Source organism: Streptomyces sp. NPDC051315, assembly GCF_044455165.1.
Lineage (GTDB): Bacteria > Actinomycetota > Actinomycetes > Streptomycetales > Streptomycetaceae > Streptomyces.
The window spans coordinates 64,558-78,450 of record NZ_JBITEN010000010.1; the positions used below are offsets into that span (position 1 = coordinate 64,558).

Annotated in this window: 13 protein-coding genes and 1 pseudogene; 7 read left to right on the forward strand and 7 right to left on the reverse strand. The window is 73.8% G+C overall.

Annotated features, from left to right (window positions below):
• Positions 1-257 precede the first annotated feature (257 nt).
• Both ACIBBD_RS20185 and ACIBBD_RS20190 read left to right on the forward strand, forming a co-directional pair.
• Positions 258-3,815 carry a DNA polymerase III subunit alpha gene (locus ACIBBD_RS20185; protein WP_399420809.1) on the forward strand — a complete coding sequence of 1,186 codons (3,558 nt, stop codon included), beginning with the start codon at positions 258-260 and terminating at the stop codon, positions 3,813-3,815.
• Positions 3,812-4,780, forward strand: a complete 969-nt coding sequence (locus tag ACIBBD_RS20190; RefSeq protein WP_399420810.1) for a DNA polymerase thumb domain-containing protein — start codon at positions 3,812-3,814, stop codon at positions 4,778-4,780. Before ACIBBD_RS20185 ends, ACIBBD_RS20190 begins: the two co-directional genes overlap by 4 nt.
• 18 nt (positions 4,781-4,798) lie before the next feature.
• Here ACIBBD_RS20190 and ACIBBD_RS20195 read toward each other — a convergent pair whose 3' ends face one another.
• A complete protein-coding gene (locus ACIBBD_RS20195; RefSeq protein WP_399420811.1) occupies positions 4,799-5,173 on the reverse strand; it encodes a cupin domain-containing protein in 375 nt (124 codons plus the stop codon).
• A 103-nt stretch (positions 5,174-5,276) separates the two neighbouring features.
• Here ACIBBD_RS20195 and ACIBBD_RS20200 point away from each other — a divergent pair, with 103 nt between their 5' ends.
• Together ACIBBD_RS20200 and ACIBBD_RS20205 are read left to right on the forward strand one after the other, a co-directional pair.
• Positions 5,277-5,720, forward strand: coding sequence for a MarR family winged helix-turn-helix transcriptional regulator (locus ACIBBD_RS20200; RefSeq protein ID WP_399420812.1), 444 nt, complete (start codon positions 5,277-5,279; stop codon positions 5,718-5,720).
• A gap of 171 nt (positions 5,721-5,891) precedes the next feature.
• The gene (locus ACIBBD_RS20205) at positions 5,892-6,776 is read left to right on the forward strand and encodes an esterase/lipase family protein (RefSeq protein WP_399420813.1); all 885 of its coding nucleotides are present in this window, start codon (positions 5,892-5,894) and stop codon (positions 6,774-6,776) included.
• A 63-nt stretch (positions 6,777-6,839) separates the two neighbouring features.
• Here the strand turns inward: ACIBBD_RS20205 and ACIBBD_RS20210 are convergent, their stop codons facing one another.
• Positions 6,840-7,883: a lytic polysaccharide monooxygenase gene (locus ACIBBD_RS20210; RefSeq protein ID WP_399420814.1), complete on the reverse strand. Its 1,044-nt coding sequence runs from the start codon at positions 7,881-7,883 to the stop codon at positions 6,840-6,842.
• A 140-nt stretch (positions 7,884-8,023) separates the two neighbouring features.
• On the opposite strand from ACIBBD_RS20210, the pseudogene ACIBBD_RS20215 reads away from it, so the two are divergent.
• Positions 8,024-8,493: pseudogene (locus ACIBBD_RS20215) on the forward strand (GNAT family N-acetyltransferase).
• A gap of 18 nt (positions 8,494-8,511) precedes the next feature.
• Here the strand turns inward: ACIBBD_RS20215 and ACIBBD_RS20220 are convergent.
• Positions 8,512-8,646: a hypothetical protein gene (locus tag ACIBBD_RS20220; RefSeq protein ID WP_399420815.1), complete on the reverse strand. Its 135-nt coding sequence runs from the start codon at positions 8,644-8,646 to the stop codon at positions 8,512-8,514.
• A 139-nt stretch (positions 8,647-8,785) separates the two neighbouring features.
• On the opposite strand from ACIBBD_RS20220, the gene ACIBBD_RS20225 reads away from it, so the two are divergent.
• Complete coding sequence (locus tag ACIBBD_RS20225) at positions 8,786-9,400, forward strand: class I SAM-dependent methyltransferase (protein ID WP_399420816.1); 615 nt, start codon at positions 8,786-8,788, stop codon at positions 9,398-9,400.
• Between the two features lie 10 nt (positions 9,401-9,410).
• Here ACIBBD_RS20225 and ACIBBD_RS20230 read toward each other — a convergent pair whose 3' ends face one another.
• Both ACIBBD_RS20230 and ACIBBD_RS20235 read right to left on the reverse strand, forming a co-directional pair.
• Positions 9,411-9,923: a DUF402 domain-containing protein gene (locus ACIBBD_RS20230; protein WP_399420817.1), complete on the reverse strand. Its 513-nt coding sequence runs from the start codon at positions 9,921-9,923 to the stop codon at positions 9,411-9,413.
• Positions 9,904-10,833: a GNAT family N-acetyltransferase gene (locus ACIBBD_RS20235; protein WP_399420818.1), complete on the reverse strand. Its 930-nt coding sequence runs from the start codon at positions 10,831-10,833 to the stop codon at positions 9,904-9,906. The genes ACIBBD_RS20230 and ACIBBD_RS20235 overlap by 20 nt, the downstream gene beginning before the upstream one ends.
• A 71-nt stretch (positions 10,834-10,904) precedes the next feature.
• On the opposite strand from ACIBBD_RS20235, the gene ACIBBD_RS20240 reads away from it, so the two are divergent.
• Positions 10,905-11,273 (forward strand): GntR family transcriptional regulator, encoded by a 369-nt coding sequence (locus tag ACIBBD_RS20240; protein ID WP_399420819.1) that lies wholly within the window; start codon positions 10,905-10,907, stop codon positions 11,271-11,273.
• Positions 11,274-11,909: 636 nt separating this feature from the next.
• Here the strand turns inward: ACIBBD_RS20240 and ACIBBD_RS20245 are convergent.
• Both ACIBBD_RS20245 and ACIBBD_RS20250 read right to left on the reverse strand, forming a co-directional pair.
• Complete coding sequence (locus ACIBBD_RS20245; protein WP_399420820.1) at positions 11,910-12,686, reverse strand: DUF72 domain-containing protein; 777 nt, start codon at positions 12,684-12,686, stop codon at positions 11,910-11,912.
• Between the two features lie 29 nt (positions 12,687-12,715).
• Positions 12,716-13,810: a DUF5925 domain-containing protein gene (locus tag ACIBBD_RS20250; protein ID WP_399420821.1), complete on the reverse strand. Its 1,095-nt coding sequence runs from the start codon at positions 13,808-13,810 to the stop codon at positions 12,716-12,718.
• Positions 13,811-13,893 lie beyond the last annotated feature (83 nt).

The window sequence follows — 13,893 nt, forward strand, 5'->3', positions numbered from 1 at the left end:
CGATCACCAGCAGGGTGGCGCGCGGGGTGCCGGCGTCCTTCACCTCGGCGAGGAAGGACGGGTGCCGGGCGTCGGCACCGGCGGTCCGTGTCATGTCCCCACGGTCCGGGCGTCCGGGCGTTTGCGCAGGTGGGACGCGCTCGAACGGATGTCGTACAGATGTTCGGGAATTGGTCTATGGTGGAGGTGAGAGAGTTGGGAACTGATGTTCGAGGGCCGGTGGTCGGCCCACTCGGGCTCGAGTGCGGGAGGTGCGTGTGCCGGGTTTCACGCATCTGCACACCGTCTCGGGGTTCTCCCTGCGCTACGGCGCCTCGCACCCGGAGCGGCTGGCCGAGCGCGCCTCCGAGCGGGGCATGGACGCCCTCGCTCTCACCGACCGCGACACCCTCGCCGGCACGGTCCGTTTCGCCAAGGCCTGCGCGAAGGCGGGCGTACGGCCCTTGTTCGGGGTGGACCTGGCGGTGGCGGCCCCCGAGCCGGTACGGAACGACGGAGCCGTACGACGGGAGAGGCGCCGCACCCCCGTGCGCGGAGGTGCCTTCGTCGACGAGTCGACCCCCCGCGTCACCTTCCTCGCCCGCGACGGCGCCCGCGGCTGGGCCGACCTGTGCCGGCTCGTGTCCGCCGCCCACACCGCCGCGGACACCCCCCTGCTGTCCTGGGCCGACAACGCGGGAGACGGCCTGACCGTCCTGCTCGGCCCCGACTCCGACGTCGGCCGCGCCCTCGCCGCGGGGCGCCCGGACCGCGCGGCCAGGCTGCTGGCCCCCTGGCGGGAGGCCTACGGCGACGCCCTGCGTCTGGAGGCCGTCTGGCACGGCCGGACCGGCACCGGCCCCGGCTCCCTGCGTCTCGCCGCGCGCACCGTCGGCTTCGCCGCCGACCAGCGGATCCGCCCGGTGCTCAGCAACGCCGTCCGGTACGCCGACCCCGGCCAGGGCCCGGTCGCCGACGTCCTGGACGCCGCCCGCCGTCTGGTGCCCATCGACCCGACCAAGGAGCTGGACTCGGGTGAGGCCTGGCTGAAGGACACGCAGGCCATGCTGCGGGCCGCCGAGCGGATCGTCGAGGCCGCCGGCTTCCGGCGCGACACCGCCCACCGCCTGCTGGAGCAGACCCGGGCCACGGCCGCCGAGTGCCTGGTCGACCCCGAGGACGACCTCGGCATCGGCACCGTCCACTTCCCCGAGCCGCACCTCGTCGGCGCCGGCCGCCGTACCGCCCAGCGGGCGCTGGCCTCGCGGGCGGCGGCGGGGATGGTGCTGCGCGGCTACGACGGGCGGCGCGACTACTGGGAGCGGATGCACCGCGAGCTGGACATCATCGCCCACCACGGCTTCGCCTCCTACTTCCTGACCGTCGCCCACGTCGTCGACGACGTGCGGACGATGGGCATCCGGGTCGCCGCGCGCGGCTCCGGCGCCGGCTCCCTCGTCAACCACCTCCTCGGCATCGCGCACGCGGACCCGATCGAGCACGGGCTGCTGATGGAGCGCTTCCTGTCGAAGGAACGGGTCGTGCTGCCCGACATCGACATCGACGTGGAGTCCGCGCGCCGGCTGGAGGTCTACCGGGCGATCATCGGCCGGTTCGGCGCCGAGCGGGTCGCGACGGTCGCCATGCCGGAGACGTACCGGGTGCGCCACGCGATCCGTGACGTCGGCGCGGCCCTGTCCATGGACCCCGCGGACATCGACCGCGTCGCCAAGTCCTTCCCGCACATCCGGGCCCGCGACGCCCGCGCGGCCCTCGACGAACTGCCCGAGCTCAAGGCCCTCGCCGAGGAGCGGGAGAGGTACGGAAGGCTCTGGGACCTGGTCGAGGCCCTGGACGCCCTGCCGCGCGGCGTCGCCATGCACCCCTGCGGGGTCCTGCTCTCCGACGCCTCCCTCCTGGCCCGTACGCCGGTGATGCCGACCAGCGGCGAGGGCTTCCCCATGTCCCAGTTCGACAAGGACGACGTCGAGGACCTCGGGCTGCTCAAGCTGGACGTGCTGGGCGTGCGGATGCAGTCGGCGATGGCGCACGCGGTCGCGGAGGTGAAGCGCACGTCGGGCGCCGAGGTCGACCTGGACGCGCTGCCGCCGGGCGACCCGGCGACGTACGCGCTGATCCGGTCCACCGAGACGCTGGGCTGCTTCCAGATCGAGTCGCCGGGACAGCGGGACCTGGTCGGGCGGCTCCAGCCGAGCACCTTCCACGACCTGGTCGTCGACATCTCGCTGTTCCGGCCCGGTCCGGTCGCCGCCGACATGGTGCGACCGTTCATCGAGGCGCGGCACGGGCGGGCGCCGGTCAGGTACCCGCACCCCGACCTGGAGGGTCCGCTGAAGGAGACGTACGGGGTCGTCGTCTTCCACGAGCAGGTCATCGACATCGTCGCCGTCATGACCGGCTGCGGGCGCGGCGAGGCGGACCGGGTGCGGCGCGGGCTGTCCGACCCGGAGTCGCAGGGGCGGATCAAGGTGTGGTTCGCGCAGCACGCGGCGGCCAGGGGATATGACGCGGAAACGATTCAGCGGACCTGGGGGATCGTCGAGGCCTTCGGTTCGTACGGCTTCTGCAAGGCGCACGCGGTGGCCTTCGCCGTACCGACGTACCAGTCGGCGTGGCTGAAGGCGCATCACCCGGCCGCCTTCTACGCCGGGCTGCTCACGCACGACCCCGGGATGTACCCGAAGCGGCTGCTGCTGGCGGACGCGCGGCGGCGCGGGGTGCCGATCCTGCCGCTGGACGTGAACCGGTCGGGAGTCGCCCACCGTATCGAACTGGTGTCTGAATCCCGGGGATTCGCGGGGTCCTCGAAACCGTCCGGCACCTGGGGGCTGCGGCTGGCCCTCTCCGACGTGCACGGCATCAGCGAGGCCGAGGCCCGGCGGATCGCGGACGGACAGCCGTACGCCTCGCTGCTCGACTTCTGGGAGCGGGCGCGGCCGAGCCGGCCGCTCGCCCAGCGCCTGGCGCAGGTGGGCGCGTTGGACGACTTCGGCGCCAACCGGCGGGACCTGCAACTGCACCTGACCGAGCTGCACCGGGGCGCGCGGGGCGCGGGCGGTGGCCAACTCCCGCTGGCCGGCGGGCGGAAGACCGCCGGGGCCGGACTGCCCGACCTCACCTCCGCGGAGAAGCTCAGCGCGGAGCTGGGCGTGCTGTCCATGGACGCCTCACGCAACCTGATGGACGACTACCGCACCTTCCTCGACGAACTGGGCGTGGTGCCGGCGCGCCGGCTGCGCGAGGCCCGGCACGGAGAGACGGTGCTGGTCGCGGGCGCCAAGGCGGCCACGCAGACCCCGCCGATCCGCTCCGGCAAGCGGGTCGTCTTCACCACCCTGGACGACGGCACGGGCCTGGTCGACCTCGCCTTCTTCGACGACTCCCACGACGCCTGCGCCCACACCGTCTTCCACTCCTGGCTGCTGCTGGTGCGCGGGGTGGTGCAGCGGCGCGGCTCGCGCAGCCTCAGCGTGGTGGGCGCCGCCGCGTGGAACCTCGCCGACCTGCTCGAGGTGCGGCGCGAGGAGGGGCTCGAAGGGGTCGCGGCCCGGCTGGCCGAACCGGCCGGCCCCGGGTCCGAGGCCGAGGCCGGGTCCGGGTCCGGGTCCGACGACGGTCCGGCGCGCAGGCGGCTCGCCGGGTCCGACGGGCTGCCCGCGCCGGCCGGCTCCGCGGCCCAGGACGCGATGGAGCGGCGGCGCATCCGGATGCCCACGGGGTACGAGATGCACCCCTGGGCCGACCTGCGCCCCGCGGGCGAGGGGCCCGCGGTGGGAAGGAAGTTGTGGCACCAGAGTCCGGGGAGTGCGGGATGACCATCCTCTGCGTACGTTTCCAGCTGCCGCCGACGCACGAGAGCGCCCTGCCGGGACTGCTCGGGCTCCTCGAGGAGTTCACCCCGGTGGTCGAGGCGCTGCCGCCGGACGGGGCGCTGGCCGACCTGCGGGGCGCCGAACGCTACTTCGGGCGCAGCGCCGTCGAACTGGCCTCCGTGATCCGGGTACGGTCGCTCGCGCTGCACGGGGTCGACTGCGCCATCGGTGCCGGGCCGGGCCCGATGCTGGCCCGGATGGCGCTGCGGGAGGCCCGGCCCGGGGTGACGTGTGCCGTGCCCGAGGACGCGGTGGGGGAGTTCCTCGCCGGGAAGCCCGTCGCCGCGCTGCCCGGCGTCGGCGCCGCGACCGCCCGCACCTTGTGCGAGTACGGCCTCGACACCCTCGGCCGGGTCGCCGCCGCGCCGCTGTCCACGCTCCAGCGCCTGGTCGGCGCGAAGGCGGGCCGGGAGCTGCAGGAGAAGGCGAACGGCATCGACCGGGGCCGGGTCGTCCCGAACGCCGTCTCCAGCTCCCTGGCCACCGAACGCCCCTTCGACCGCGACGAACTGGACCCGGTCCGCCACCGCAGGGCGCTCCTGTCGGCCACCGAGGAACTGGGCGCCCGACTGCGCGCCGTGGAGAAGGTCTGCCGCACCCTGACCCTCACCGTCCGCTACGCCGACCGCTCCGCGACGACCCGCAGCCGCACGCTCGGGGAGCCCACCGCGCACTCGGCGGACCTGACGAGGACGGCGTACGCCCTGTACGAGGCGCTCGGCCTCCAGCGCGCCCGCGTCCGGGCCGTCGCCCTGCGCGTCGAGGGCCTCACCCCCGCCGAACAGGCCTCCCACCAGCTCACCTTCGACCCCGTCGACGAGAAGGCCCGCCGCCTCGAGGAGGTCGCCGACCGCGCGCGGGCGAAATTCGGGCCGAGGGCGGTGATGCCCGGGGGGTTGGCGGCGTGACCCCGCCCGGCGCGGAGATCAGTTGGCCCACGGAGGCGTGATCCGCGTGCCGTCCTCCAGGACCGCCTCCAGTCCGAGCGAGGTGGTGACCCACGAGATCGCCGTGTGGTCGGCCGGGTTCTCGACGCTCAGGGTCGTGCCCGGACCGACGATCACGGTGTCGCCCGCCGTGATCCGCTCGGTGCGTCCGTCGAGGGTGAGGAGCAGTTCGCCGACGAGCAGATGGAAGATCTCCTCCCGGGTGACGGTGTGCGCGGGCGCCTTCGTCCCCGGCGGGATCTCGCCCCGCCAGGCGGCCAGCTCCTTGCTGCCGGTCAGCGGGTTGGCGAACGAGACGAAGCGGGCGCCGTGGATCTCGTGGGTGACGGCGTCGGAGGGACGGACGACGGGCATGGGGAACTCCTGACTCGGACAGCTGGTCAAGCTCCTTGACCAGTTTCTCCGCCTTCATGGTCAAGCCGCTTGACCATCTCGTCAAGGGTGTTTCATTGCAGGCGTGCAGAACTCCGAAGCCCTCGCCCTGACCGCCGCCCTGCTCGCCGCCGCCGGCGACCTCACCCGGCGCATCAGCGACGGGGTCGAGGCTCGCGGCTTCGAGGGGCGGCCCGCCTACGGCTTCGCCTTCGCCCGGCTCGCCCCGGACGGTGCGACGGTCACCGAACTGGCCGCCCATCTCGGGGTGACCAAGCAGGCGGCGAGCCAGCTCGTCGACGAGCTCGTCCGCAAGGGATACGTCGAGCGCCGGCCGCACCCCGGGGACGCGCGGGCCCGCCTGGTCGTGCTGACCGGGCGCGGGTGGGAGTGCACCCGGGCCGCGGAGGAGGCCGCAGCCGAGGCCGTGCGGGCGTGGGCCGAGGTGCTCGGGGAGGGCGAAGTGCGTGCGTTGCGGGACGGTTTGGCGCGCATCGCCCCCTATGGTCCCCTCAGGCCCCTCTGGTGACGGAACGTCAGGGGTAGCGCGACCTCCGGCTGTCACGCGGATTTTTTACCGACGCGTAACTTCCCACTTCACCTACTCGCTCGTAACTTGACGAGTGAACAGCATCCTTGTGATCCGGGTCACCAGGCGTAAGGCCGTCGAACCTCCCTTGAGCCGCAAGGAGATCACGCGATGCTGCCCTGGAAGCGCCTGCTCAGACCGCTGGCCGCCGTGCTGCTGGCCACCGCGGCGACCGTCACGGTCCCGGCCACCGCCACCGCCTCCGACCCCGCCCCCCGCCCGAGCGCCGCCGGGAGCGCAGGCGGCTGGAACGACTACGACTGCGAGCCCTCCGCCGCCCACCCGCGCCCCGTCGTCCTCGTCCACGGCACGTTCGCCAACTCCGTCGACAACTGGCTCGCCCTCGCGCCCTACCTGAAGGGCCGCGGCTACTGCGTCTTCTCCCTCGACTACGGCCGGCTCCCGGGCGTCCCCTTCTTCCACGGTCTCGGCCCCATCGACAAGTCGGCGGAGCAACTCTCCGTTTACGTCGACAAGGTGCTCGCCGCGACCGGCGCCGCCGAGGCCGACCTCGTCGGCCACTCGCAGGGCGGCATGATGCCCCGCTACTACCTGAAGTTCCTCGGCGGCGCCGCCAAGGTGAACGCCCTCGTCGGCATCGCCCCCAACAACCACGGCACCACCCTCGCCGGGCTCACCCGCCTGCTGCCGTACTTCCCCGGCGCCGAGGACCTGCTCACCGCGGCCACCCCCGCCCTCGCCCAGCAGATCGCCGGCTCCGCCTTCATGACCAGGCTCAACGCGGGCGGCGACACCGTCCCCGGCGTCCGCTACACGGTCATCGCCACCAGGTACGACGAGGTGGTGACGCCGTACCGGTCGCAGTTCCTGAGCGGGAGCGACGTCACCAACGTACTCATCCAGAACCTGTGCCCGCTCGACCTGTCCGAGCACGCGCTGCTCGGGCTGACCGACCGCATCGCCTTCCACGAGGTGGCCAACGCGCTCGATCCGGCGCACGCCACCCCCACCACCTGCGCGTCGGTGATCGGCTGACAGCGGGGTCGCGCCGGGGCCCGACCGGCCTGAGCCGCCGGTCGGGCCCCGGAGTGCGTGGGGTCAGCGGCCGTGCCGGCCGCCACCCGCCGCGCGCCGCCGCACCGATCCGAACAGCAGCGCCGAGCCCAGCGCCAGCACGGCCGCGCCGCCGACGACGAGGTACGGGGTGCTGCCGTCGCCACCGGTCTCGGCGAGGCTCCCGCCCGCGCCTGCGGCCTTCGGCTCGTTGGCCGCCGCGGCCTTCGGGGCGTCGTCCGCGGCCGCGGGGGCCGCCGGGGCCGCGGACGACGGGTCGGTGGCGGAGTCGCCGGCCGGTGCGGCGGCGGTGTCCGCCGGGGCGGTGGTCGGGTCCGTGGTCGTGGTGGCGTCGTCGTCGCCGTGGCCGTGGTGCTCGATCGTCGACTTGTCGGCGCCGTCCTCGATCTGCTCCTCGGAGGGCGCGGAGGCGGCCGGAGCGGCCGGGGCGCTCCCCCCGAAGGTGACGTCCGAGCAGGAGTAGAACGCCTCCGGGCTGTCCGAGCGCTGCCACACCGCGTACAGCAGATGCCGGCCCGAACGCTCGGGCAGGGTGCCGGAGAAGGTGTAGAAACCGCCCGACGCGACCGGGTCGGTGGCCGTCGCCACCGGATGCGCCAGGTCCAGGTCCGACCAGGCCAGCGGCTGCGCGGGGTCATAACCGGCCTTGGTGACGTACACCGTGAAGGTGCCCTTGTGCGGGGCGGTCACGCGGTACCGGAAGGTGTACGAGCCGCCGCGCACGCTCGTCGCGGGCCAGTCGGCGCGGGCCAGGTCGAGGCCCTTGAACGCGGCGTTGTTCGCGCTGCACAGCTTGCCGTCCGGGATCAGCTCCTGGTGGCGGCCGTTCGCGTCGCCGATGCGGATGCCGTTCCAGTCGTACAGCGCCTGCGTGCCGCCGGCCGCGACGGCCGCCTTGCAGGCGTCCGAGTCGGGACTCTCGGGGCCCTCCGCGTAGCACTGCGCGACGCGGCTGACCGGGTCGCCCATCGAGCCGTGCGCGGCCGCGGGAGCGGCGGACAGCCCGGTCAGGGCCGTCGGGGTCAGACCCAGTGCGGCGATGATGACGGCCTTGCGGCGTGCGGGCATGGGGCTCTCCTCGGAACCGGTGCTGATGTGTGCCGGAACCAAGAAACCGCGAAATCGCCTGCTGAGGGTGGCCGGAGACGATCTTTAGGGTCGCCTTAAGGAAGCGCTCAGACTGAGATGAGGAAGGTGGCGTGCGCGCCCTGACGAGCAGGGGGACGAGCGAGGGGATCCGGCCCGCCACGGCGGCCGACGTACCGGCCGTGCGGGCGGACCGACGCCGCGTACCGCCCGTACATCGAGCGGATCGGGGTCGTACCGCAGCCCATGGAGGCGGACCACGCGGCGGACGTGACCGCGGGCAGGGTGTTCGTGACCGGTGAGCCCGTCGCCGGCCTGGTGGTGGTCGAGGCGTGCGCGGACCGTGCGCGGACCACCTGTACCTGCACAGCGTCGCCGTCCGCCCCGACGCCCATGGCACGGGCGTGGGGCGGCGGCTGCTGCACTTCGTGGACGCACACGCGCGTGCGCTCGGCCTGCCCGAGGTCAGGCTCCACACGACGCGATGATGGGGGAGAACAGGAAGATCTATCCGAAGTACGGCTACGAGGTCGTGGAACGACGGGTCGGCGGCCCCTACGACCGCCTCCACTACCGCAAGCGGCTCGCCTGACGCGGGCCGCGGGCGCTGTCACCCGTCGGGCCACCAGGTGCGCGCGATGTCCTTGCGCACCTCGGGGCGGCCGGCGGGGCGGTCGTCCACCTCGTCGCGGAGCCGGCGGGAGTCCGTCTTCTTCAGGGGCTTCTGCACGGTCGTACGGCGCATGGCTGCCTCCTTCAGGGCTACCGGGTTCCGCGGTTTCACGGAGGTAGACCCGTGCGGGGAGAGTTCCTCATCGCCGCCTGTTCTGTCAGTGGCGGCTGTCACGATTCGACTGTCAGTGGTGGGTGTCACTCTTGGGGGTATGGCAAACCAGAGTGACGGGACGACTTCGGTACGTGTCGACTGGGACGCGGCCGCCGCCGCCTTCGACGACGAGCCCGACCACGGCCTGCGCGACCCCGAGGTGCGCGCGGCCTGGGAGGACAGGCTGCGCGGATGGCTTCCCCAGCGCGCCTGCGACCTGCTCGACCTCGGCTGCGGCACCGGCAGTCTGTCCCTGCTCGCCGCCGAGCAGGGACACCACGTCATCGCTGTCGACCGCTCCCCGGCCATGATCGGCCTGGCTCGCGCCAAACTCGCCGGACGGGACGCGATGTGCCTTCTCGGTGACGCGGCGGCGCCCCCGGTCGGCAGCCGGCGCTTCGACACCGTCCTCGTACGGCACCTGCTGTGGGCCCTGCCCGACCCGGCACGCGTCCTGCGGCGCTGGTGCGACCTGCTGCGCCCCGGAGGGCGGCTCGTGCTGGTCGAGGGCGTGTGGGGCACGGTCGGCCCCGTCGGCATACCCGCGGACCGGCTCACCGCCCTGCTGGCCCCGCTCACCGGGCACGCGCGCGTGGAGCGGCTGTCGGACGACGCGCGGCTGTGGGGGAGAGAGGTGGCGGACGAGCGGTACGCGGTGGTGGCGACCGTATGAGGCCGCCCCCCTACGCCAGCAGCGATTCCAGGCCGCCCTCGACCGTGGCGAACTCCTCCAGCTCGTCCAGCGCGGTCATCGCGGCGGCCGCGGCTTCGGGGTCCCGTCGCGCCAGCCCGCTCTCCTCGAACTCGTCCTCGTCCAGCCGTCGTACGTCCGTGCCGTCGGCGGACCGCCACAGGTCCAGGTCGAGGTCCTCGACGACCAGTTCGCCGCCGGAGAGCGTCGCGGGCCGGGTGATGTCGCAGTACCAGCCCTTCAGGGCGCCCGCCGCGTCGCGGACCTCCTTCACGGAGTACCAGCGGTCACGCCAGTAGTACTCCGTGAAGACGTCACCCGGTTCGAACCGTACGAAGCCGAAGTCGCGGACGCCCTCGCCCGCCCAGGCGGCACGGACGGCGAAGCGCGTGCCGTCGTCGGACAGCAGCTCCGCCGGGTAACGGATCTTCGTCCGGCCGCCCTTGACGAGGACGACGTCCACCTGGCGCGGGGAGCCGATGGCGTCAGCCGAGTTCGCGGACATGGCGCACCTCCGTCGCGCGGATCTCGTACCCGAACCACTTGTTGATCGCGAGCATCGGGCCGTTGTCCGTGTCGTTCCCGGTCAGGGCCAGCGTGTACCCGGCGGCGCGGGCGCGGTGCAGGGAGTCGTTCTTGACGAGCTTGGCGAGGCCCCGGCCGCGGTGGGCGCGAGCGGTGCCGGTCATGCCCGAGCGGTAGCGGGTGGCGCCGTCGGTGTGGGCCACGCTGAAGGCGACGGGACGGCCGTCGGCCACGGCGACCGAGGTCAGCTCCAGGTCGAGGAGCGGATGCCGCCAGTTCTCCTCGACCCAGGCCTCGTAGTCCGTGAACTCCGTGCTGATGTCGCCCGGTTCGTCGGACACCGTCTCCGCGTCCAGCAGGAACAGCGGGCGGGGATCGTCGGCGAAGTCGGCCGCGGTGCGCAGGGCGACACCGGGAGGCGGGTCCGGGAGCGGGGGCAGGGCGGCGTTCGCCAGGTCGAGGGTGAGGAAGTGCGCGGAGCGGCTCGGCCGGTAGCCGCGCCGCTCGGCGTAGGCGAGGTTGCGGGGATCGTCCAGCACCCAGGAGAACAACCGGGTCGCCCCGTGCGCCGCCAGGTGCTCCTCGGCGGTGCGCACCAGCAGCGTGCCCGCGCCCCGGCCGGTCCGTGCCGGGTCCACGTACACGTTGAGGAAGCCCTGGCCGGGCTCCGGGCTGTCGTGGGCGAGGCCCACCTGGGCCGTGCCGACGATCTCGCCGTCCTCCTCGGCGACCAGCCGGCGCGAGCGGGCGTCGGGGTGGGCACGGGCCGCGTCGTGGGCCACGGACTCCGGGGTGAAGATCAGGTAGGGCAGCGCCAGGTCCCGGACCCGGACGAAGCCCTCCAGGTCGGCCGGGACGCCGGGGCGCAGATCACGCACGATGACGGTCATGTGAGCGCACGCTACGGGCCGGGGATGAGCGGATGCCTCCCATTTTCCGGCGGGTACGGGACAATCGGGCCGTGACCTTGAAGATCCACATCGCTGAGGGTGCCGCGCCGTACGAGCAGGTGCGGGCGCAGATCGCCGAGCAGGCCCGGTCGGGCGAGCTGCCCGTGGGCTATCGGCTGCCGACCGTGCGGGGCCTCGCCGAGTCGCTCGGGCTGGCGGCGAACACGGTCGCCAAGGCGTACCGGGCGCTGGAGACCGACGGGGTGATCGAGACGCGGGGCCGCCACGGCACGTATGTCGCCGCCGCGGGCTCGGCCGCCGCCCGCGAGACGGCCACGGCCGCCCAGGCCTACGCGGAGCGCGCACGACGACTGGGACTCACGGAAGAGGAAGCCCTGGCCGGCGTACGGGACGCCCTGCGGGCGGCTTACGGGGAGTGAGCGCTGCGGGCGGCGATCCGTGAGGGGTGAGTTCTGGGGGGCGGCCACGGGAGAGCCGTGGATGCCGTCTGTGGGGTGAGCCGTGGGCGGCGGCCTAGGGGAGAGCCGTGGGTGGCGGTCTCGGGAATGAGTCGGGCGGTTGGCGGGGACGGATCGGGGCGGGTCGGGAGGGTCCGCGGGTGGACCCGGGGCCGTTTGCCCGGGGGTGAGACAGGGACGGTCTTCGGGGACGCGCTCGGAGGCGGCCTGCGGGGGTGGGCACAGGTGGCGCGGTCAGCGGGCGTGGTCGGAGGTGGTCCGCGGTGGGGCCGGGTGGTTCCCCGGCGTGGGCCGGGACGGTCTGCGGGTCGGCCGGGGCGGTTTCCCGGTGGGGGCGCAGATGGTCTGCGGGTGGGGCCGGGGAGGGCCTGCCGGGGGTGAGTCAGGGACGGGTCCCCAGGAGATCGGCCCGGGACGGCCCGACGGGACGGCACGAGGACATGGGATCGGCCGGCCTGCGGGGAGCGAGCCGGGGACGGTCTCCGGGGGACGCGCAGGAGGCGACCCCCGGGAGTGGGCTCGGAGCGGAGCCGCGGCTCCGCGGTGCCGCGGGGACGGAGGCCGGGGTGGTCTCCCGGGCGGGCGGCCGCCCGAGTGTCACCGGTGGGACAGGGACGCGCGGTCCGGGGTGCGGGTCGGGTTCAGGCCCGCCCGTTCCGCCGCCCTCCCGAACGTCATCGCGTCCTCCACGGCCGCGCCGCCGGGGTCGTTGTTGAAGTAGGCGTACACGTCCGCGTGGGCCGGCCAGGTGGTCGCGATGCGGTCGAGCCAGGTCTCCAGGGCGCGGCGGCCGTAGTGGGGCCAGGGGCGGGCGCGGCCCTGGTGGAAGCGGACGTAGCCCCAGTCGGCGGTCCGCCACAGGGGCGTGACCGGGCGGGAGTGGGCGTCGGCCCAGCACAGGGCCGCGCCGCGGGCCTGAAGGACCTCGCGGACCGCCGGTGTCCACCAGGAGTCGTGGCGCGGCTCGACCGCCACGCGCGTGCCGGACGGGAAACGGGTAAGGCAGGCGTCGAGCAGGTCCGGGTCCGCGCGCAGGGTCGGGGGGAGCTGAAGGAGCACCGGGCCGAGGCGGGCGCCGAGACCGGCCGCGTGGCTCATCAGGCGGTGCACCGGCTCCTCCGGGTCCCGCAGCCGCTTGATGTGGGTCAGGTACCGGCTCGCCTTGACCGCGACCACGAAGTCCGGCGGGACGCGCTCGCCCCAGGACGCGAAGGTCTCGCGGGACGGCAGCCGGTAAAAGGCGTTGTTGATCTCGACGGTGGCGAAGTGCGCCGCGTACTCCTCCAGCCACCGTCGCACGGGGACGTCGGCCGGGTACAGGACGTCCTTCCAGTCCTTGTACTGCCACCCCGACGTGCCGACGAACAGGGTCATACCTCCATCAAAACACCCCGCGTGGCCGGCTACAGATACAGCCCCGCGTCCGCCCCTTCCCGCGGCTCGGGCACCGACGTCGGGGAGGTGCCCCGCCGCAGCGCGTAGAGCTCCGCCAGGGTCGCGCCCTCACGGCCCACGCCGTCCTCGGTGCCGAGCCAGTCCACCGCCTCCCGGCGGGTCAGCGGGCCGACCTCGATCCGGGCCAGGCAGCGGCCCGGACGGACCACCGCCGGGTGCAGGCGTTCCAAATCCTCGTTGGTGGTGACCCCCACCAGGACGTTGCGCCCCTGGCCCAGCAGACCGTCGGTCAGGTTCAGCAGCCGCGACAGCGCCTGGCCGGCCGTGTGCTTCGCCTCGCCCCGGATCAGCTCGTCGCAGTCCTCCAGGAGCAGCAGCCGCCAGCGGCCCTTGCCGGTGCCGTCCTCCTCCCCGATCGCGATGTCCATGAGGTAGCCGACGTCGGAGAACAGGCGCTCGGGGTCCAGGACGCAGTCCACCTGGCACCAGTCCCGCCAGGAACGGGCCAGGGTGCGCAGCGCCGAGGTCTTGCCGGTGCCGGGCGGGCCGTGCAGGAGCAGCAGCCGGCCGGCGATGTCCTCCGGGGTCGTCCCCATCAGGTGGTCCATCGCCTCGGCGACCGGGGCGGTGTAGTTGGGACGGATCTCGTCCCACGTGCCCGCGGAGATCTGCCGGGTGGTGCGGTGCGGGCCGCGCCTCGGGGAGACGTACCAGAAGCCCATGGTCACGTTCTCCGGCTGGGGCTCGGGTTCGTCCGCCGCGCCGTCCGTGGCCTCGTCGAGGACCTTGGCGGCCAGTTCGGCGCTGGTGGCGGTGACCGTGACATCGGCGCCGCGGTTCCAGCGGGAGACCAGCAGCGTCCAGCCGTCGCCCTCGGCGAGTGTCGCGCTGCGGTCGTCGTCCCGGGCGACGCGCAGCACGCGGGCCCCGGTCGGGATCAGGTTCGCGCCGGAGCGCACGCGGTCGATGTTCACCGCGTGCGAGTACGGCTGCTCGCCCGTCGCGAAGCGGCCGAGGAACAGCGCGTCGACGACATCGGACGGGGAGTCGGAGTCGTCGACGGTGAGCCGGATCGGCAGAGCGTCGTGTGGGTGCGCGGACATGCCGCCATGATCCGGCACCGGGGGCCCGCGTGCACCCGGTTTCCGTGCTGCGCGCCGGTGTGTCGGATGTGCCCGGTACGTGC

Coding starts and splice junctions, on each gene's coding strand:
- ACIBBD_RS20190 (WP_399420810.1), top strand. CDS start 3,812: ATGACCATCCTCTGCGTACGTTTCCAGCTGCCGCCGACGCACGAGAGC.
- ACIBBD_RS20195 (WP_399420811.1), bottom strand. CDS start 5,173: ATGCCCGTCGTCCGTCCCTCCGACGCCGTCACCCACGAGATCCACGGC.
- ACIBBD_RS20205 (WP_399420813.1), top strand. CDS start 5,892: ATGCTGCCCTGGAAGCGCCTGCTCAGACCGCTGGCCGCCGTGCTGCTG.
- ACIBBD_RS20210 (WP_399420814.1), bottom strand. CDS start 7,883: ATGCCCGCACGCCGCAAGGCCGTCATCATCGCCGCACTGGGTCTGACC.
- ACIBBD_RS20220 (WP_399420815.1), bottom strand. CDS start 8,646: ATGCGCCGTACGACCGTGCAGAAGCCCCTGAAGAAGACGGACTCCCGC.
- ACIBBD_RS20225 (WP_399420816.1), top strand. CDS start 8,786: ATGGCAAACCAGAGTGACGGGACGACTTCGGTACGTGTCGACTGGGAC.
- ACIBBD_RS20230 (WP_399420817.1), bottom strand. CDS start 9,923: ATGTCCGCGAACTCGGCTGACGCCATCGGCTCCCCGCGCCAGGTGGAC.
- ACIBBD_RS20235 (WP_399420818.1), bottom strand. CDS start 10,833: ATGACCGTCATCGTGCGTGATCTGCGCCCCGGCGTCCCGGCCGACCTG.
- ACIBBD_RS20245 (WP_399420820.1), bottom strand. CDS start 12,686: ATGACCCTGTTCGTCGGCACGTCGGGGTGGCAGTACAAGGACTGGAAG.
- ACIBBD_RS20250 (WP_399420821.1), bottom strand. CDS start 13,810: ATGTCCGCGCACCCACACGACGCTCTGCCGATCCGGCTCACCGTCGAC.